This is a genomic window from Pandoraea sp. XJJ-1 (assembly GCF_026802345.1).
Lineage (GTDB): Bacteria > Pseudomonadota > Gammaproteobacteria > Burkholderiales > Burkholderiaceae > Pandoraea > Pandoraea cepalis.
In genome coordinates, this window is record NZ_CP113827.1 from 2,997,828 (window position 1) to 3,016,727 (window position 18,900).

General features: G+C 66.2%; 19 protein-coding genes. 5 read left to right on the forward strand and 14 right to left on the reverse strand.

The genetic code is table 11. The features are described 5' to 3' along the window. Positions 1–16: 16 nt before the first annotated feature. From OYT13_RS13550 to OYT13_RS13605, 12 genes are all read right to left on the reverse strand, one after another. Positions 17–556 (reverse strand): DUF3613 domain-containing protein, encoded by a 540-nt coding sequence (locus OYT13_RS13550; protein ID WP_268566378.1) that lies wholly within the window; start codon positions 554–556, stop codon positions 17–19. 70 nt (positions 557–626) lie between these two features. Next, a complete protein-coding gene (locus OYT13_RS13555) occupies positions 627–1,604 on the reverse strand; it encodes a pilus assembly protein (protein ID WP_268566379.1) in 978 nt (325 codons plus the stop codon). Beyond that, positions 1,601–2,620 (reverse strand): type II secretion system F family protein, encoded by a 1,020-nt coding sequence (locus tag OYT13_RS13560; protein ID WP_268566380.1) that lies wholly within the window; start codon positions 2,618–2,620, stop codon positions 1,601–1,603. The genes OYT13_RS13555 and OYT13_RS13560 overlap by 4 nt, the downstream gene beginning before the upstream one ends. 19 nt (positions 2,621–2,639) lie before the next feature. Further along, the gene (locus tag OYT13_RS13565) at positions 2,640–3,563 is read right to left on the reverse strand and encodes a type II secretion system F family protein (RefSeq protein ID WP_261938447.1); all 924 of its coding nucleotides are present in this window, start codon (positions 3,561–3,563) and stop codon (positions 2,640–2,642) included. After that, the gene (locus OYT13_RS13570; RefSeq protein ID WP_150564474.1) at positions 3,560–4,936 is read right to left on the reverse strand and encodes a CpaF family protein; all 1,377 of its coding nucleotides are present in this window, start codon (positions 4,934–4,936) and stop codon (positions 3,560–3,562) included. Before OYT13_RS13570 ends, OYT13_RS13565 begins: the two co-directional genes overlap by 4 nt. Before the next feature lies 1 nt (position 4,937). After that, complete coding sequence (locus OYT13_RS13575) at positions 4,938–6,278, reverse strand: hypothetical protein (protein ID WP_268566381.1); 1,341 nt, start codon at positions 6,276–6,278, stop codon at positions 4,938–4,940. 76 nt (positions 6,279–6,354) lie between these two features. Beyond that, positions 6,355–7,689: a type II and III secretion system protein family protein gene (locus tag OYT13_RS13580; protein WP_150564475.1), complete on the reverse strand. Its 1,335-nt coding sequence runs from the start codon at positions 7,687–7,689 to the stop codon at positions 6,355–6,357. Positions 7,690–7,817: 128 nt separating this feature from the next. Then, complete coding sequence (gene cpaB / locus OYT13_RS13585; RefSeq protein WP_268566382.1) at positions 7,818–8,840, reverse strand: Flp pilus assembly protein CpaB; 1,023 nt, start codon at positions 8,838–8,840, stop codon at positions 7,818–7,820. A 155-nt stretch (positions 8,841–8,995) separates the two neighbouring features. Beyond that, positions 8,996–9,472 (reverse strand): TadE/TadG family type IV pilus assembly protein, encoded by a 477-nt coding sequence (locus OYT13_RS13590; RefSeq protein WP_026132154.1) that lies wholly within the window; start codon positions 9,470–9,472, stop codon positions 8,996–8,998. A gap of 211 nt (positions 9,473–9,683) precedes the next feature. Then, positions 9,684–10,163: a prepilin peptidase gene (locus OYT13_RS13595; protein WP_017234998.1), complete on the reverse strand. Its 480-nt coding sequence runs from the start codon at positions 10,161–10,163 to the stop codon at positions 9,684–9,686. Positions 10,164–10,176: 13 nt separating this feature from the next. Further along, a complete protein-coding gene (locus OYT13_RS13600) occupies positions 10,177–10,377 on the reverse strand; it encodes a Flp family type IVb pilin (protein ID WP_017234999.1) in 201 nt (66 codons plus the stop codon). A 145-nt stretch (positions 10,378–10,522) separates the two neighbouring features. Further along, positions 10,523–10,708 (reverse strand): Flp family type IVb pilin, encoded by a 186-nt coding sequence (locus OYT13_RS13605; RefSeq protein ID WP_150607829.1) that lies wholly within the window; start codon positions 10,706–10,708, stop codon positions 10,523–10,525. 926 nt (positions 10,709–11,634) lie between these two features. Between OYT13_RS13605 and OYT13_RS13610 the strand changes: the two genes are divergently transcribed. The 5 genes from OYT13_RS13610 (at position 11,635) to OYT13_RS13630 (ending at position 16,968) form a co-directional block, all read left to right on the forward strand. Next, positions 11,635–11,955 (forward strand): hypothetical protein, encoded by a 321-nt coding sequence (locus OYT13_RS13610; protein ID WP_150564478.1) that lies wholly within the window; start codon positions 11,635–11,637, stop codon positions 11,953–11,955. Positions 11,956–11,983: 28 nt separating this feature from the next. After that, positions 11,984–13,693: a collagen-like triple helix repeat-containing protein gene (locus tag OYT13_RS13615; RefSeq protein ID WP_268566383.1), complete on the forward strand. Its 1,710-nt coding sequence runs from the start codon at positions 11,984–11,986 to the stop codon at positions 13,691–13,693. 39 nt (positions 13,694–13,732) lie between these two features. Then, entirely contained in the window at positions 13,733–14,896 is a 1,164-nt protein-coding gene (locus tag OYT13_RS13620) for a collagen-like triple helix repeat-containing protein (protein ID WP_150564480.1), read from the forward strand. 67 nt (positions 14,897–14,963) lie between these two features. Next, entirely contained in the window at positions 14,964–15,695 is a 732-nt protein-coding gene (locus tag OYT13_RS13625; protein ID WP_017231554.1) for a MarR family winged helix-turn-helix transcriptional regulator, read from the forward strand. Between the two features lie 40 nt (positions 15,696–15,735). Beyond that, positions 15,736–16,968, forward strand: coding sequence for a collagen-like triple helix repeat-containing protein (locus tag OYT13_RS13630; protein ID WP_261938442.1), 1,233 nt, complete (start codon positions 15,736–15,738; stop codon positions 16,966–16,968). Between the two features lie 421 nt (positions 16,969–17,389). Here OYT13_RS13630 and OYT13_RS13635 read toward each other — a convergent pair whose 3' ends face one another. Then, the gene (locus OYT13_RS13635) at positions 17,390–17,872 is read right to left on the reverse strand and encodes a DUF2147 domain-containing protein (RefSeq protein WP_017231552.1); all 483 of its coding nucleotides are present in this window, start codon (positions 17,870–17,872) and stop codon (positions 17,390–17,392) included. A 176-nt stretch (positions 17,873–18,048) separates the two neighbouring features. Then, entirely contained in the window at positions 18,049–18,699 is a 651-nt protein-coding gene (locus tag OYT13_RS13640) for a DUF2939 domain-containing protein (RefSeq protein ID WP_017231550.1), read from the reverse strand. Positions 18,700–18,900 lie beyond the last annotated feature (201 nt).

Consider the following 18,900-nt stretch of genomic DNA (forward strand, 5'->3'; position numbering starts at 1 on the left):
GCACAGTCATGACACGTTACTGGCTCGCGCCAGCCCCCGCTGTGGCAGGCGCAGCGCCCGCGCTGCCCCCGCCATTGTTGCCGGTCCCCGTATCGCCCTGGACGATCGCCGGATAGAACTGAGGAATCGGATACGTGAAGCTATCCAGATAGCGCTTGTAGGCACGCGACGCCGTTGAGCCGAGCATCGGCAGCCCCGGCCCGGCGGCCAGGTTGCCCGCCTGCAGCGCGAGCAACGCTTCGGTTTCGTCGCCGAGCATTCCGTCGCGGGCATGCTCGCCGACACGCAGTGCCGTATCGCGCCGAACAACGTTGCGCGGCACGCGCCTCGCTTGTTCTGCAGGCGCTGCCGCCGTTTGCGCTGCGGGGGTTGCCGAGACAGCCGGTGCCGGCGCGGCGACATTGCGTACGTCAGCGCCGCCCATCGATCCCGTGATCGGCGCATTGAGTTGCGCCGCGACCGCGCCCGCCCAAAGCGTGAGCACGGCGGCAACGAGCTGCGCCACCCGCCGCGGCCAGGCGCCCGATGTTCCGTGTGGTTTCTGACCTGCCATCATCCCGTCTCCCTGATATTGCGTGATTCTCGTCGTGCGCCCTGGGCCATGCATGAAGGCGGAAGCCACCGCATCACTGCGAGCGGCTGAAACGGTCCATCAGCGACATCGGCATGTCGCTGCGGGTGCCATCGGTGCCATCGGTGGTATCGGCCGCCACCGCGGCACGTGCAAGCCGGGCCTGCGCCAGCGGTGCCGGAATCGATGCCGCGGCCTGCGCGGCGGCGCGTGCCGCCGCTGCATCGGCAGCCGCCCGGCGCGCCTGTCCCTCGGCGCGGATGTCGGCGGCCAGTTTGTCGATGGCGTCGCGCGTCGCCTGAGGCATGTCGGCGCGCGTCATCACCTCATCGGCCCGCGAGCGCTCGCCCGTCACCACGAGATACACCGCCAGATTGCTCAACACCTTGCGGCTGTCAGGCCGCAGCTCGGCCGCCTGAGCGAGCGGAACCCGAGCCGCCCCCGTATCGCCGCTGCGCAACAGCGCAAAACCGAGATCGCTCAGGTAGAACGCCTGCGTAGGCGCGCGCGTCACGGCCTCGTGCAGCGCCCGCGCCGCCGCCGCGTAATCCTTGCGTTGCGCTTCCACCAGCCCCATGCCGTGCCACGCCGCCGCCGCTTCGCTCCCGATCAGCAACGGGCGGTAGGCTTGCTCTGCGGCGTTGGGCTGCCCCGTCTCACGCAAGGCATCGGCCCGGAGAATGTCGATGTCCGGCGCCGCGCCGTATTGCATCCGAAATTCGTCGATATGCGCCAGCGACGCAAAATACGCGCCCTGCTCCTGCATCTGGCGAATCATCGACAGATACAACCCGCGTGTGTCGGGCTTGGCCGCCTTGGCCATGGCCTCGTCGTTCTGCTCGGCCTGCATGAGCGCCGCCGCCGACGGCGCACCGTAGCCGCCGATACGCGGCCCGCTGCACCCGGCAAGCGCCGCCGCGCACAGCACGGCCATCAGCGAGCCGGCCATCGCGCGACGGGCGCGCGGTGGCGGTGGGACGCGGGTCGCGGCAGCGGCCCGGGCAAGGCGTCGTGTCTGAATTCGTCGGGTCACCGCATAGCCTCCATCGATTTCGTTAGCGACAGGATCGCCGGCCCCGCCACCACCAGCATCAGCGCGGGTAACAGGGTCAGCATCATCGCCAGCGTCATCTTCACCGTGAGTTTGCCGATGCGCTCTTTCATCGTCTGCCGGCGCTGTTCGCGCAAGCGATCGCTGAACTGTTGCAGCGGCTCCTGCACCGCCCCGCCATGCTGCTCGACCTGCACGATGAGCCGCACCAGCGCGCGCAAATCGTCGTTGTCGTAGACCTCGCGCAAGCGGCCCAGCGACGCCTCGCGACCACGCCCGGAAGCGTGCTGACGATTGGCGTTGTCGAATTCCTTGGACAGGATCGGCAGCACTTCGCGAAAATCCGACACCAGCACATACAGGCTCTGATCCATCGACAGGCCCACCCCCTGCAGCAACCGCAGCAAGTCGATGAGCAATGGCAGCTCCTCGATCAGTTCGCGACGGCGCTGGGTCGCCTTGCGTTGCACGTAGAACTTCGGCATGAGCAGTCCGGCTCCGGCCGCACCGATCAGGCGCAGCATCGTGCCAACACCCCCGCTGCCCGGGAACCACAACCAGATGAGCAGCGGCAACACCGCCGCGAGCGCCACCCGTGTGAACAGGAACAGCGACTTGGCCCGCACGCTGTCGTAGCCGCATTGCGCGAGCAGCAGGCGATCCTCGGCGGCAATCAGATGCTGACCCAGCCGCGTTTCCGACCACTGCTTGCCCAGCGCCGCGGCACGGTCGAACAACGCGCGCCAGCCGCGCCGTCGGCCCTCATGGGTCGCCAGCGTGTCGTCGTCAGGCCCCGCTTGACGCCCGCCCGGCGTACTCGCCTCACGCAGTGCCGCCAGCGCCTGTTGCTGGCGGCTAGCCAGCACCTGATCGATCATCCGCTCACTGCGTCCCTGACGCATCGCACGCAACAGCAACGCCGACGCCGCCAGCAACAGCCCGGCCGCGACCATCAACAGGCCCAGCATCATCCACAGGTGCGAGTTGGCGAGGCGCATATCGGTCAGTCCCTCTCGCTCACAGCGACTTGGCGAGCCGGTACAACAGGAAGCCGCCGAAGACTTCCAGTCCCAGGCCGATCGCGAGCAGCCGCTGACCGGACGCCTCCTGGAACATCGGCTCGAAGAATCTCGGATTGAGCAACATCAGCACGGCACTGACGATGATCGGAAGCGCAGCCAGCACCCATGCCGATAGCCGTGTCTCGGACGACAACGCGTACAGTTCCGCTTGCGCCTGCTCGCGATCGCGCATGAAGCCCGCCATGCGCGACAGGATCTGGTCGGCGCGTCCCCCGAACCGGGTGGAGAGGTCGACCACCGACGCGAACAGATAAATCTCTTCGACGTGATAGACACGTGCGATCTGCTTGAGCGCAACGTCGAGATCCACACCTGCCTGCACCTGTCGCACGGCACGGTCGAGCAGCTCGCGCAGCGGCATGTCGGCATTGCCCGCGGCGGTCTGGAACGCGGCCGGCAGGCTATTGCCGACGGTCAGCATCCGCACCATGCCGTCGAGAAAGATCGGCAACTGCCGCACGATATTGCGATGCCGGCGCGCCGCCTTGAACCAGTAGCGCAGTACCGTGCCGACCGCGTACATCAACAGTACGACGATGGCCGAGAGCGGCCCGTGCCACATCCAGAACAGCATCACCAGCAGCAGGCCGGGCGCGACCAGCATCGTGTAGAACATCGGATCGGTCTGCACGCCCGCGCGCTCGAAGAAAAACTCCCACGGCAACGACTTGCGACGCGGCGCGCGCGCGGCGTCGCTCTCGCTCGCCGCGAACCGCGGCGCGCTCTGGGCGAGCTGCCGTTCAAGAAACGCGCGCGTCGCCTGCGCTCTCACGCGCTGGTGCGTGCGGCGCCATAGCTCCAACCCTGCGGCGATCAGCAGCAGGGCGATGCCAATGACCCACAGCACGATGGCATTCATCGACGGCGTCCGAAGAAGCCACCACCGCCGCCCGAATCCGGCGGCGTGTTGCTTTGCGATTGCGCTGCTGCGGCGGCCGCCGCATGGCGCGTCTGCTCCTTGAACCGCTGCAATTTCGGCGAGTGCGGCTGAAGGCCGAGCGAGACCCAACGATCCTTCTCTTCGCCGTCGGGCCCCACGACCGATTCGTGACGGTACAGCTCCTGCGTCGAAATCACCGTATCCGACACCCCGGTCACCTCGGTAATCGACAGAATGCGTCGGCGCCCGCTCGACAGACGGCCGATCTGCACGATGAAATCGAGCGCGCTCGTGATCTGCCGGCGCAGGCTGCTCTCGCTGCCCTGAAACCCGGCGAAGCCCGCCAGCATCTCCAGGCGATAGAGGCATTCACGCGGCGAGTTGGCGTGGATCGTCGCCATCGAGCCTTCGTGGCCGGTGTTCATCGCCTGCATCATTTCCAGCACTTCGGACCCGCGCACTTCGCCCACGATGATGCGGTCGGGACGCATGCGCAAACTGTTGCGAATCAGATCGCGAATCGACACCTCGCCCGCGCCGTCGAAGCCGCCCTGACGCGATTCGAGCCGCACCACATGCGGGTGGTTGAGCGAGAGTTCGGCCGTATCCTCGACCGTCACCACGCGCTCGTTAGCCGGAATGAAACTGGCCAGCGCGTTGAGTAACGACGTCTTGCCCGAGCTGGTCCCGCCGGAGACAAGAATGTTGCAGCGTGAGCGCACTGCCGCGTCGAGCAGCGCGTAAATCTCTTCGTTGAAGCTGCCGAGCGCGAGCAGGTCGGACGGCTTGAGCGGATCCTTGCGAAACTTGCGAATCGAGACCACCGGCCCGTCGACGGCCAACGGCTCGATCACGACGTTCAGGCGCCCACCGTCGGGCAGGCGCGCGTCGACCATAGGGTTCGACTCGTCGAGACGGCGCCCGATGGGAGCAAGAATGCGTCGCACGATGCGCAGCAGATGCTGATTGTCCGAAAAGCGCAACGCTTCACGCGCAAGCACACCCTCGCGCGACACATACACGTCGTTGTACCCGTTGATCAGAATGTCTTCCACCGCAGGATCCGCGAGCAGATCCTCGATGGGTCCGAAGCCGGCCAGCTCTTTCGTGAGCGCATCGGAAATCTGGCGCAATTCCGATTCGTTGATCGGGATGCGGCGCAGTCGCACGAAGCCGTCCATCTCCAGATCGACGAACTGCTGAATCGCGCTGCGGCTCCAGCGCCCGAATTCGGCACCGAGTTCCTCGATCCGCGCGAGCAGGTGTTCGTGCGCTGCCGTCTTGATGTCCTGAAACTGCTGTGAATTGGCAAACGCGCGCTTGTCGTCGGCAAATTCGATGGAGTCGGTCATATCAGTGCTTTCCCATGAATCGGCCCAGCCAGCCCGACGAATGACGTTGTGCTGCCGCCCCCGCATGTTGCGCGCTGATCAGTCGTTCGACGAGCGGTTGCAACGCGCGCACGTACGGATCGCCGCGCGCGGTATCGAGAATCAGCTTGCCCTGATTGGTGGCCGAGAGCATGGCCAAGGGACGATCGGGCAGTGTGGCGAGCAGCGGAATCTCGAAGCGCTTGGCGATCTGATCGGCCGCCATGCCGTAACGCGGGTCGTAGCGATTGAGCACGAGCTGCAGGTGATGGCGCTCTACGCTCTTCTCTTCGAGATCGCGCAACATCGACGCGAGCGAGACGATCGCGCCCACGCTCTGGTCGACGACCAGCCAGACCTCGTCGGCCGCGCGCACGAGGCTCGCGACGAACGCGGGATTCGAGAAGCCGCCGAGGTCGGCCACGATCAGATCGAAGAACGCCCGCAGACGGTCGGTCAGCGCCAGCGCATCGGCCGCCGCCACGCTACGCATGTCGCCGAGATCGAGCGGCAGCGGCAACACCGCAAGGCCGCTTGGCGTATGCGAGACCGCCGTATGCACGAGCGTTTCGTCGAAGCGACGCAGATTCTGCACCGCTTCGGCGAAGCTGAACTGACTTTGCGTGTTGAGATACAGCAGGCCGTCACCGGACGGCAAACCGAGATCGAGCAGCGCCACATGACCGAGTAGCGAGGCATCGAACTTATCGTCCTTGTTCGCCGGCACCTTCGCCGCCCGGACCGCCTTGTCGGGATGCGCGCCCACGACCATCTCCTGCCCGAGTTGCGACAGATGCGCGGCGAGCGTGCTGCACCCCACACCGATGCGCGCGCCGAGCAGCACCACGAAGCGCCCGTGACGTTGAGGCGCGACGACACTGGGCGGTGGCGTTTGATCGACCACCCGGCGAATGACTTCGAGCGCCTCCTCGTGCGTCGAGTGCATATCGATAAAATCGTGGACCCCGGCGCGAATGGCCGCCTTCATGCCGTCGGCCCGCACCATCGAGCCCACCGCCACCAGAGGCAATTTGGGCGCCACGCGCTTGAGCATGTGCGCGAGTTCGATGGCACCGGCGAAGCCGCCGTCGGCGGCGTCGTCGGCATGGCCGGTCGGTTCGCCGGAGAAATCGAGCAGCACGACCTGCGGATCGAGATCGCCAATGCGCTGCTGCAATTGCGCCGGACGGCCCGCCTCCTGCAACACCACGCCCTCGTCGCGCAACGCCGCCGAGAGCCATTGACCGTGGCCCGCATGCGCGCTGCAAAAGAGGAAGCGATGCAACTCTGTCATGGTGTCCAGTATTCGCGTCGGTGCGTTCATTTATGCACTCCTGACTTCCCTGCCCCGGGCTCTCGCCTCTGCGCCGCTCCGTACCCTCTTGGTACCCGTATCGACGTTATTTCGAAAAACCTGGCAGTTCGCTGTCGCTTGCTACACCCATCAAGTAGGCGCCCCACACGGGGCCCGGGCGACGCTCGCGCGTATCGCCCGGCAACGGCATCGCCACCCCTTTCGCCACCGGCTTAACCAGATGGGGTGTGACGACGATCACCAGCTCCTTCTCGGCGCTGTTGTACTTCAGATTGCGGAAAAATGCGCCGATGAGCGGCAGGTCGCCGAGCAGCGGCACCTTGTCGACGGCGGCGGTGGTGGTGCGCGAAATCAGGCCGCCGATGACGAAGCTCTCGCCGTCGCCCAACTCGACGGTCGTGTCCGCACGACGTGTCGTGATGGCAGGAATTTGCGTCGAGTCGGTCACGATGGCATTCGTATAGTCGATGTCCGACGCCTCGGGCGCCACCTTCAGCGCAATGCGGTTCGGCGCAAGAATCGTCGGCGTGACCGTGAGCCCGACGCCGAACGGCTTGTAGACGATGGTGGTGGTGCCAAGGCCGCCCGATTGCGGCACCGGAATCTCGCCACCCGCCAGGAAGCTCGCGCTCTGGCCAGAGAGGGCCACCAGGGTCGGCGCCGCAAGCACCCGGCCGAGACCGTTCGATTGCAGCAGATCGATCTCCGCCGCCATGCTGAACGCGCCGCGGGTAACCGAGCCGAAGAACGAACCGAAGTTCGGCACGGCGCTCGTCCCACCCGCGCCGCCGAAGGCGGAGTTAAGCGCTGAACTCACGCCGAAGGTGCCCGAGCCGGTCTTTTTCGACGCGCCGAAGCGCGCCCCCAACTGATTGAGAATATTGCGATTGATCTCGACGATCTTCACGTCGACCTGCACGACCCCAGTGTCCCCGACCGTCGAGCGATCGACGACGACGCCGCCCTTGCCCGCCGCATCGAGCGCCGCCGATTGCAGTGCGCTGTGCTCGATGACGGTATTCGCATGCCCCTTGATGAGCGCCGCGCCGCCACGCGCATCCACGCTGGCCGTGCCGGTATCGCCCAGGGCGCCCTGTAGACTGCCCTTCACATGCACTTCCCAACGCACCGGTTCGCCGCCACGCGGCCACGCGGCGATCTGCGTGGTGCCCGCCTGCTTGCCGACGACCAGCACCGAGCCGCGTCGTCCGCCCGAGCCCTTGAGCACGACGACATCCGCCACCGCCGGATCGGCCACGGCAACGCGCTCGAGCGCGCCGGGCACTTGCAGTTCGCGTTGCTCGTGAACCCCCAGCGTCAGCGAGCGCGATCCGGCGCCCGAGCCGGTGTCGGCCGCATCGGCCAGACGCACCGACACTGTGGCGGCGCACGCGAGCAGCGCGGCTAAGCACAACAGCATGCCCGTCACGCGTCGGGTCTGTCGTCTGGCAGTGCGAACCTGGCTTCTGATCATGGCGTGGCGATATCGGTCACTGTGTGGGTGAACTGGCGTAGCGTTTCGGGTCGAATCTGTAGGCATCGGCGGCGTCAATAAGCAGCGGTGCTTTGCTGCGCGCCGCGAACGACTTCGATCGTGGCGCCGCCGCTCCCCCGTGCACCCGCCATATGGGGGGTCCCCGTCGGCGCGCGCGTCGGTGCACCCGCCAGCCCCGTCGCGGCAATGCCGGCATAGGCCTGGTTCTCGGGCGTCTCGAGCGCCGACTTGTCGTCCGCCTTGAGTCCGGCCTTGCCCGCGAGCACGGGCGGTGGCGCCGGGAACAGCGACGGGTCTGGTTTGGCGTCGTCCCCCGGGTTGCGAAGCGCCAGCGTGATCTTGCCCTGCTGTGTGCCAAGCACCACCCGGTTGACGTCGGCCACCGGCACGGCCACGACCGCGGCAGTCGCCGGCATGGGCGCCTGCGCATTGATGGCCGGTTGCGCAGGCGCCGGGGCGGTGGTCGTGGCGGCTTGCACGCTGGACGCCACGCTCGGCGTGGCCGGCGGCGGCGACACATCGTCGAGCGATGCGTTGCCATAGCTCAGCACCCGCACGCGGGAGGCCAGCAGACGCGCTTGCGTGTCATCAACCAAGCCCATCGCCGGTCCCGCCGGTCGATTGGTTTTCATCGTGAAGAAGACGTCGACGTAATCCCCCGGACGGATGCGGTTGCTCACGCCGACGGTCTCGGAGACCGGAATGGCCACGGCCCGCTCGCCCGGTGCGAGCTGCAGGGCGAGGCCGCGTGCGAGCGCGTTTTGCGTAACGGGCACGCCGGCCGCGAGGGCAACGAGGGGCACGCGGCCCACGACGTCGGCCGGGTTGGCGAAGCCGCCCGCGGTCTGGCTATCGAACGAGACGAGCTTCACGCCGTCTGCGTCGATGGGTTGGCCCGGCGCGAGCGCCTTGGCCGCCACCACGGCCGGATAGCGCTGCGTGAGCGTCTGGGTTACCGGTGAAGGCGTCGCGGCCGGCGCCGGCGCGTTGGACGTGCCGAGACGCAGCGCGAACAGCGCGAGCAACACACCGGCGACAACCAACACAGCAGCAAGAATCTTGGTGGCTTTGTTCATGGCTTGGGGCCTGAAGGCCGTTCAGTCACAACTTGCGGGACGCCGGCGAACCGACGGCATGACAACCTGGCATAACCGCACATCTCATTTGGGCGCTCGGGGCGAATGTTCGTGGCACCTGCGCGCCGCTCTCCTGTAATGCTCGCGTCTCTCATTTAGCTGCCGCCCAACGTCGATGTGTCGAGCGTGATCGCGGCCGTCCCGACAATGTTTTGCGGCACGAGCGCTCCCAGCCCCGGCCAATTGACGGTCATCGGCTGGGTCAGCGTCAACGTGACGTGAACGATGCATTGCGAACTGGCGCTGGTGCCCGACGCCGGACACGGGTAGGTCGCGTCGGGCGTAAAACCGGTGCTCACCGCCGACGCCGACGGCCAGGTCAACGTGGTGTTGATCGCCTGCGTGGCGTATCCCTGGCGCTGCGCCATGGTGCCGGCGCGCAGCATGGCGCGGCCAGCCTCGGAGGCGGCCTGCGTCAGCATCTGCCGGGCAAGAATGGTGATGGAGAACGCGACGGCAACATAGAACGCGGGCAGCAGGATCATCAGGATGAGCATGAATTCCAGCGCGGCGACGCCACGCGAGCGCGTGCCTCGCAACCCTGACCCTGCCCGTGCCCCAAACCGCTTCATGACGATGCTCCCCGTCGCTCACGGCACTGTGTGGCCGTGTTTGGCGACGCATTGGTCATACTAATTTGCGCGGCGTCGCCCGCGCCTCTCGTTATTTCGGTGCCGCTTGCCGCCGCACTCGTCATTGCCTGTCTTCACCTGTGGCAGGTGTCGTGGAGACCCGCACGACCTGCCGCTGCCTGACTCAATGCAACCTTTGTTACGACCGCACTTACCGCACTACAAGCGCCGCCGCTGCCAGATAGGCCCCGTAGGGCAATCCGATGCGTCCGGCTCGCCACTGCAGAACGCGTTGCCAGGCGGTGGAAGCGCTCAGGCCATCGCACCATCGCGATAGCCACTTCAACCGCAAGGTCAACAACACCAGCGCATGCCCCCCAGCCGCCACGCTGGCCAGGCACCAAACCGGCAGCAGCGCGGAATACCCCGCCACCAGCCCAATCAGCGCGAAAAGCTTGACATCGCCCGCCGCCATCACGTTGCGCCACCAAAAAGGTAGCAGTGCGATCAATCCCAACAGCGCGCCGAGCCCGTGAACCCACATGACCCGAGGCTCGCCATGCCACGCTCGCCATGCAATCCAGATCAGTGCCAGCCCTCCTACGCCCAACAGCCAGACATTCGGGATACGGCGCGCGACCAGATCGGTGATCACGATCGGCAGGCACAACAGCCACAGCAAGGTGAGCACGTTGCGTCTCGCGTCAGTGATTCACGGCGGACGTTGCGACCGACGTGAGGTTGCTGAACACATTCGTGAGCACGGTCGTCAAATTGGTGAACACCGTCGCGCCGACCAAGAGGGCGACGATGGCGGCCAGAATGCCGTACTCCAGCGCCGTGACCCCTGTCTGCCGGGACAGGCTGCGCTGCCGTCCGGCCTCCCCTGTTCGCTTTGCCCGCATGATTCGCGTCCTCGCGAATACTGCCGCCCGCCACCCTGAAGGACGCCAGAAAATTACGGTGTCCTTCCCAATATTACCAACCACAATCTTGACACCTGTGCCACCACACTCACGCCGGCACCAAACAGGTCGCGATACCGGAACGTCACGAACCGACGTTCGTCACGACCGACGTGATCTTCGTAAATACCGACGTGAATACCCCTGACAGGTTCGTATAAACCGCGCCACCGATCAGCACGGCCACGATCGCGGCGAGAATGCCGTACTCCAGTGCCGTGACCCCGCGTTCGTCGCGAGCAAACAGTCGAATGCGATTGCCGAGTTTCATATCACGCTCCCACTAAAAAGGCGCCAAGCGCCCGTTCGGACACAACGGAACATCGACGGCCTCTCGGTCGCCGACGCACGTGCGCCATATCGCTTATCAATGCTTGAGTTCGGCCTCGGATTCGTTGCGCGATCAGGCTTGCGAACCCCTTTTGCGTTGTACGCCAATATTTCTACGCTTGTCGATACCGCTTTTGTCGCGGCGTACGCTTTTTTTCGATGCTAATTTAAACCTGCAAACAAAAACTAGAGTCTTGCTTCCAATCACCCTGGAGAATGTAAGAAAGCGTTACATCGATGGATCAAACAATACTCCAAATCCAGATAATCCAACGCCCGCGAGGGAAAACCATGATGGGTGTCACGCCACACGTGCACGCGCAATACCTGTAGCACGCCGCTAAATATCGATTCATCTGATTCAACGGATTCACCCCGTGTTGTCGCTGTTGATCACCGTTGCACTTCGTTCAACATCCCCCGCCTCCCGACATCCCCCGACACACGCCTCGCCCAGAAACGAGATTCGGCTCGCCATCGCCGCGACACGCCAGCATCCACCCTTTGCGCGCCTTGCACGCTCAAGCGTCGCATGGCTTGGCAATTTACTTCGTATTTCTACACGACACCGACATCGGTCTCGCCGGGAACGTTACGTAACGTTCCCCGTAACACCCCCCGTAACGGGAACGGCATTTCGACGAAAACCGCTCATTTTTCGGTGGTGTTAACCCTGCCCCACGCCCCTTCCGAAGACGGTCGATCTCTCGATCCGAAAGATTCTTGTTTTCCGAAACGCAAGTAAATACAGGCTTTTCAGCCCGCCTCCGGAAAAACTAGAAGTTTTATTCAAACCCAGCCTTGGCGATTGGCACAGCTCTTGCGGATATCCCTGCATCGCAACGCTGAAGATCACCGGGGGACACCATGATCATTGGCAATACCAATCAAACGATGCCGCGCCCCGCCGCCCTGTCTGGCGGGCAGCAACGCATCGCGGCAACGCAGCGCAGCGCTGCTGCCGAGAACGATCGTAGAGGCGCAAGCCCAGGGAGGGGCGGTGCAGAAGGCGGTGGCGTACGCGCCACCGCCACACCGACCGATTCGCCCATCGCCGCTCGCGCCGACCACACGCATTCGGCCCACGCGATGACGGGCCCCGATAGCGCGATCGTCAACGCGCTCCTGTTCGCACTCATCGCACAACGCATGAACAGCCGATTGGCAGCGCAAGACGCGCTCGCCTGACCAACGATACAGACCAGAGGACATCATCATGAAAAACATTCAACGCCATCTTCTCGCTTCCGCCTGCCTGCTCGCGATCGTCACGATGACCGGCTGCGCGAGTTCCGGCTCCGGCGGCACCAGCGGCTCGCTCGGCGATAGCGGCACCAGCGCCGGCACCGGCGGCGGCGGCGGCACGGGCGCCGGCACGGTGACCGACGGTTCGGGCCTCGGCGGCAATGGCAGCGGCGGCGGAAGTGGGAACGGAAGCGGCGGCAATGGAGACGGCAGCGGGAACGGCGGCACCGGAAGCAGCGCCGCCACCAACCCGATCGGCACCGTGGCCGCCACTGCGAGCACGGGTGTCGTGACGCAAGTCGGCAAGACCGTCAGCGATCTGGGCACCACGCTGGCCGGCACGCAACTGCCGCTGGTCAGCACGCAAACACAAAGCGGTCTCGCCGGCGCCGCCGTCTCGACCGGCAACGCTGTGCAGACGCTTGGCAATGGCCTCACGAACGGTCTCGGCAAGCTAGGTTCGGTGAGCGATCCGCTCAATCCGACGCTCGCCAGCGTGGGCGGTGCGGTCACCGACCTCGGCACGGCCGGCACGCAACTGGGTAGCGCCGTCGCCGGCCTCGGGCAAACCGGCCCGCTTGCCAATACGCCGGTCAATGGCGTGACTACGCTGCTTGGCGGTGTCGTGACGTCGGTAGGGATGGCAGGCCAAAGCCTCGGCAGCGGTTTGACTCAGACGATCACGAGCGGCCCGGTGCAGCAACTGACCACATCACTCTCGTCGGCCATCACGCCGATCACGAACGTCGTGACCAATACCACGCAAACGGTCGGTAACACGACAGGCCTCGGCACACCGGTTTCCGGACTGCTGGCGCAAATCGGCGGCGGCCTGGCCGGTGTCGGCACGCAGATCGCCGGTCAGCTCAACAATCCGGTGGCCACCGACGTCGGCGGCATCGTGGCGGGCGTGGGTAACACGGTGGCCAGTCTGGGCGGCGCGGTCCACGGTACCCCGACGAGCACCAACCCGCTCGCCCCGCTCACCTCGCTCCTTGGCGGGCTGCCCGGTGGCCTCGGTGGTGGCGCGGGCGCCGGCCCGCTGGCCCCGGTCACGAGCCTCGTCTCCGGCCTCACCGGCACGCTCGGCGGCGCGACTGGCGGCGCCTCGGGCAGCAATCCGCTGGCCCCGGTCACGAGCCTCGTCTCCGGCCTGACCGGCGCGCTTGGCGGTGCCACCGGCGGCGCCTCGGGCAGCAACCCGCTGGCCCCGGTCACGAGCCTCGTCTCCGGCCTGACCGGCGCGCTCGGCGGTGCCACCGGCGGCGCCTCGGGCAGCAACCCGCTGGCCCCGGTCACGAGCCTCGTCTCCGGCCTGACCGGCGCGCTCGGCGGTGCCACGGGCGGCGCCTCGGGCAGCAACCCGCTGGCCCCGGTCACGAGCCTCGTCTCTGGCCTGACCGGCGGGCTCGGCGGTGCCACGGGCGGCGCCTCGGGCAGCAATCCGCTGGCTCCGGTCACGAGCCTCGTCTCTGGCCTGACCGGTGCCCTTGGCACCGCCACCGGCGGCGCTTCGACGGGGACGGGTGGCACGGCGGCAGGCGGTGCTCTGGCCCCGGTGACAGCGCTGCTCAGTTCCGTGACAGGCACGGTCGGCGGAGCCACAGGCTCGGGTAGCAGCAGCGGCCCGCTCGCGCCGGTGACCAATCTGCTCGGCGGCTTGCTCGGCGCCAAGAAGTAACCAGGCATCCATCCAGAACGATCTAGGGAGATAGACATCATGACCAACGCACTTCAACGCACCCTCCTGGCTTCGGCCGCCATCGGCCTCATCGCCCTCACCGGCTGCTCCAGCGGCGGCGGCGGGAGCGGCGCTTCGGGCGGCACCTCGGGCACCCCGAATGCCGTCGGCACGACCGCCACCGGCGCAGGCGGCGTCGTGAGTTCCGCCGGCAACGTCGTCAGCGCCTTGGGCAATCAGGTTTCCAGCACCCAATTGCCGCTCGTGTCCACGCAAGCGTCGCAGGGCTTCGGCGGTGCGCTCACGCAGACCGGCAACGCCGTCACCGCCCTCGGCAACGGCGTGAGCAGCGGTCTCGGCCAAACGGGTGCCTCGGCGGATCCGGTCGGCACCACGCTCGCGAGCACGGGCAATGTCGTGACCGACCTCGGTCAGGCGGGCGTGTCGCTGGGCAGCGGCGTCGCCGGTGTCGGCAAGAGCGGTCCGCTGGCAGGCACGCCCGTCGATACGCTGACCGGGGCACTTGGCAACGTGGTCGCGACCGTCGGCCAAGGTGGCATCGCCGGCGGTGCGATCCTGAAACAGGCCTTCACGGGCGGCCCGGTGGTTCAGGCCACCACGGCGCTCTCGTCGGCCATCACGCCGATCACCAATGTCGTGTCCGACACCACCCGCACCGTGGGAATGACCACAGGCCTGGGCAGTCCGGCACAGGGCTTGCTGCAGACGGTCGGCGGCGGCGTCGCCACGGTCGGCACGACGATGCAGGGTACGTCGTCGAACCCGGTCGTCACCGCACTCGGCAACACGGTGATTGCCACCGGCAACACCGTGGGTGGCGTCGGCACGTTCCTGAACGGCAGCACCTCCACCGGCTCGGCGAATCCGTTCGGATCGCTGCTGGGCAACCTGGGCACGACGACCGCAGGCGGTTCGTCGAACCCGCTCGGCTCGGTCACGGGATTGCTCGGCGGCCTCGGCGGTTCGGGCAGCAGCCCGCTCGCGCCGGTCACCGGCCTGCTCGGCGGGGTGAGTGGCGCCACGTCGGGCGGCAGCAGCAGCCCGCTGGCCCCGGTCACGAGCCTGCTCTCCGGTGTGACGAGCACGGCTGGCGGTAGCTCGGGCGGCGCAACGGGCGGTCTGACGGGACTGCTCGCACCGGTCACCAGCCTGCTCGGCAGTGTGGCCAGCGTCGGCAAGTAATCGCCAGTCCAATGGTGCGTCGCGCGAATCGCGCGCGCACCACGTGATTCATCGATAAGGAGATGCCATGGCCCGCTTCATTCCCGACACCAGCGTTCTGATGCGCGGTCATGGCGATTGCGCCCCGCAACTTTCCGAACCCGTCGCCATGCGCGACACCGGCAACGGGTTCGCCGCCGGCCACCGCCACAACACATACGGCGTCGATTCGGGCGCCGCCTCCGGGGCGACGTCGACGGCCTCCCCGCTCAACACATCGCACGGCACCATGAGCGACCGACACACGAACCGTAACGATCTCGTCGCCGGCATCGTCCGCTCGCTCGGACGCCGGCTCGCCGTGTACACGGCGCTGTATCACGCAGCGCTTGCCGAGCAGCTCGGCCTGAATGTCACCGACCTGAACGCGCTCGATCTCATCCTTGAAATCGAGTCGATTACCGCGGGCCAGCTCGCCGAACTCATGGGCGTCAGCTCGGGCGGCATCACCACGGTCATCGATCGGCTCGAGCGCGCGGGCTTCGTCGAGCGGGAGAAGAACCCGCACGACCGGCGCATGGTGATGATCCACCCCATCGAAGAGCGTTGCGCTCAGATCGAACAGTTCCTGTCCTCAGTCTCGCGCGAACTCACGGCGGTCAGCGCGGCATACGACCAGAGCGAACTCGCCGCGATTCACGATTTCCTGGTGCAGAGCATCCGCACCCTGAAGAGCGAAACCTTCCGTCTTCGCTTCGAGGCCGATCAGGACATCGCCGGTCTGGTCGCCAATGGCCGAAGTGCGTCGACCAAGGTCTGAGCGCACCTCGATGACCACGACCCCAACGAGGAGAAAACTCATGTCGAAGCTTTTGCGTCCCACGATGCTTGCCGTGCTGGTGGCGAGCATCGTCAGTGTTACCGGTTGCTCCAGTTCGGGCGGCGGCAGCGGCGCCACGGCGAACACGCCGACCAACCCGTCGGACCCGACGAATCCCGTCACGCCGACCAACCCCACGAATCCGACCACGAGCAGCGCCGGTGTCGTCAGTTCGGTCGGCTCGGTGGTGAGCGCGCTCGGCAATCAGGTCGCCGGCACGACGGTGCCGGGTGTATCCACGCAAGCCACGCAGGGTTTCGGCGGCGCGCTCACGCAAACGGGTAATGCCGTCACGGACCTGGGCATAGGCGTGGGTAGCGGACTGGGCCAGCTCGGCACGTCCGGCACGAACCCGGTCGGCACCACGCTCGCGAGCACGGGCGGTGTTGTGTCCGATCTCGGCAATGCCGGGGTATTGTTCGGCAGCGGCGTTGCCGGCATCGGCAAGAGTGGCCCGCTGGCGAACACACCGATCGACACGCTCACGGGCGTGCTGGGCACCGCCGTCGCGACCGTTGGCCAGGGGGGCGTGCAAGGCGGTTCGGCACTCACTCAGGCACTGACGAGCGCCCCCGTCGTTCAAGCGACGACGGCCCTCTCGTCGGCCATCACACCGATCACCAATACGCTCACGACGACAACGCAGACGCTCGGCAACACCACCGGTCTGGGCACTCCGGCGGCCGGTCTGCTCGGCACACTGGGCGGCGCATTGAATTCGACCGGCGCGCAGGTCAAGGCGGCCGCACCGAACGCCGCTGTCGCAAGCCTTGGCAATCCGCTCATGGCGCTGGGCAACACCGTCACGAGTGCGGGCGGCCTGCTCTCAGGGAGCACCAGCGCGACGCAACCGAATGCGCTCGGCAACGTGCTCGCCAACGTGGGGAACACCACGGTGACGCCGACCACGGCGAGCGGCAACAATCCGCTGGGCGCGCTCACCGGTTTGCTCGGCGGGCTGTCGAGTGCGACGGGCGCGTCCGGCAGCAATCCATTGGGGGCCGTCACGGGCCTGTTGGGCGGTGTGACGAGTCCCTCGGGCGCCAGCGGCGGTGCTGGCACTGCGCTGGCCCCCGTCACGGCGCTGCTGAACACGGTCACTGCGCCGCTTGCGACGCTGGCCAGCGTCGGTTCCGGTAGCACGAGCGGCACGGGCGGCGCAAGCGGCCTCCTTGCGCCGGTGACGGGACTGCTGGGCGGCGTGGCCAAATAAAGCTAGACGGCAGCGGGACAGTGACGAGACAGGGGATGGGAGAGTAGCGCGACGTACCGAAGCGTCGCAAGATCGCGAGAGGGGGGAACGTCGGCGGGGTGCAGGCCCAATGACGACGGCAAACCCGGACAGTGAAGCGACACTGGCCGGGCTTTGCCGTGTCTGGCGTCGAGCGGTCGCTCATTCCGACAGACGGCTGTGAACGTGATCGAAGTCGTCGAGGTCGGCGATCTCATGACACGTTGCGGCCACCGCGCTGTGACGTTGTTGCGTGTTGCGTTAGCGTCGCGCTCGCACGCCAACAAAAAAGACCCAGACGAGTACTCGTCCGGGTCTTCTTGCCTTGGGCGTCCTGCCGAATCTGCCTATCGCGCAGTGGCGGTGCAGAAGAATCGTAGCAACGCCCCCGACGCGACGCCGATTACTGGTCTCGGATCCAGGTCTGCGTGCGACCGAGCAGCGAAATCCCGAGGTAGCCACGCACGTCGAGTTTCTTGCCGCCGTCGATCACGGTGATCTTGCAGCTGTACTCCATGCCATTTTCCGGATCGAGGATCTTGCCGCCGTCATACACTTCGCCATCCTTGCGGATGCCGCGAATGATCTGCATGCCCAGCATCTTCTGTCCCTTGCGCGCGTCGGTGCAGGCCGTGCACACACGCGCCGGATCGTCGTTTTCGCCAAGGCCCTTGGTGACGACGCCCACGTATTCACCGTCCTTTTCCGAGATCGTGACAAGCGCCTTCGGCTTGCCGGTGTTGTCGTCGATGGTCTTCCATACGCCGACCGGCGACATGTCATTGGCCGCGATTGCCGCCTTGGCAACGCCACCCAACAATGCCACTGCAACGAGCGCGTGCGCCCCCAGACGTCGCCACGACGTCGCGTTCGAAATTTGCTTCATGATTGTCATCCTCCCGGATACGGAATTGATTGTCGTAGGACTCACGATAGCCGTCATCACCGCACCGCTACTCGCGCGAGTCGCTTTGCAGATTACGCCAAAGGCGTAACGCCGTGCTGAGGAAGTCCTCTAGCCGAAATCGCCGCGCGCGCCGAGCGCCCGCCCGCCGTCGACGATTACAACGGCGGCAAGGCAATCGCGGTCAGACGCCACTGCACGAGATTGCGTCGCGTCAGCGTGAACGTCACGATGCGCGTCGGACGGTCGCTGCGCGACACATGGACAAGGAAATGATTGAAGTCCTGAAACTCGGTCCGCGTGGTGGTGCGCGGCGGTGTGTTGCCCGACGACGGCGACGCATCACCTGAGCGCGCGTCGGGCAAGTTGGCGGCATAGGGGTCGGCTGCGGCCGGCGGAGCCGCCAGCGGGGCGCTGTCCTGCGCCTGCGGTGCCGCATCGCGCGGCGCGGGCGCTCCGGGCGCTGGCGGCAATCCGGTGCTGTCACCCCGCAGCATGGCCGCCACCGCTTCCGGCGTGAGCAACGCCTCCACAACGCGATCCGACACCCACCCACCGAGCGCGAGGGCAAGGGCCCCGAAGGCGTTGCCACGCTGCTTGTCCATCTGACGCGAGAGTTCGTCGTGAAGACTCGTTTTCAGGCTTTCACGCACGGCCGGATAGTCGACGTACGACGACAGCGCCGCCGCATCGCGCGCATCGGCCGCGTCGCGCGCCCGCCACAACGTGTAATACGGCGTGCCGAAAAGTAGACCCAGCACGACAATCAGTGCCCCGAGGGATATCGCGATCCTTGACAGCTTACGCATGGCAAAACTCCGTCAATCAAACTGCGCATGGTAGGCGACGTACTGCAACTCTCCCCTGCTGGCTTACATTGCTTTACAAATCTTTACAGCAAGCGACGCCGCGCCCTTTTACTCTGGAAACGTGGCCGCAAATACGTGACACGTTCCGGCGCTCGCCCACTCGGCAGAGCATGGTACGTGCAGGGTACGCGGCAGTTCAAC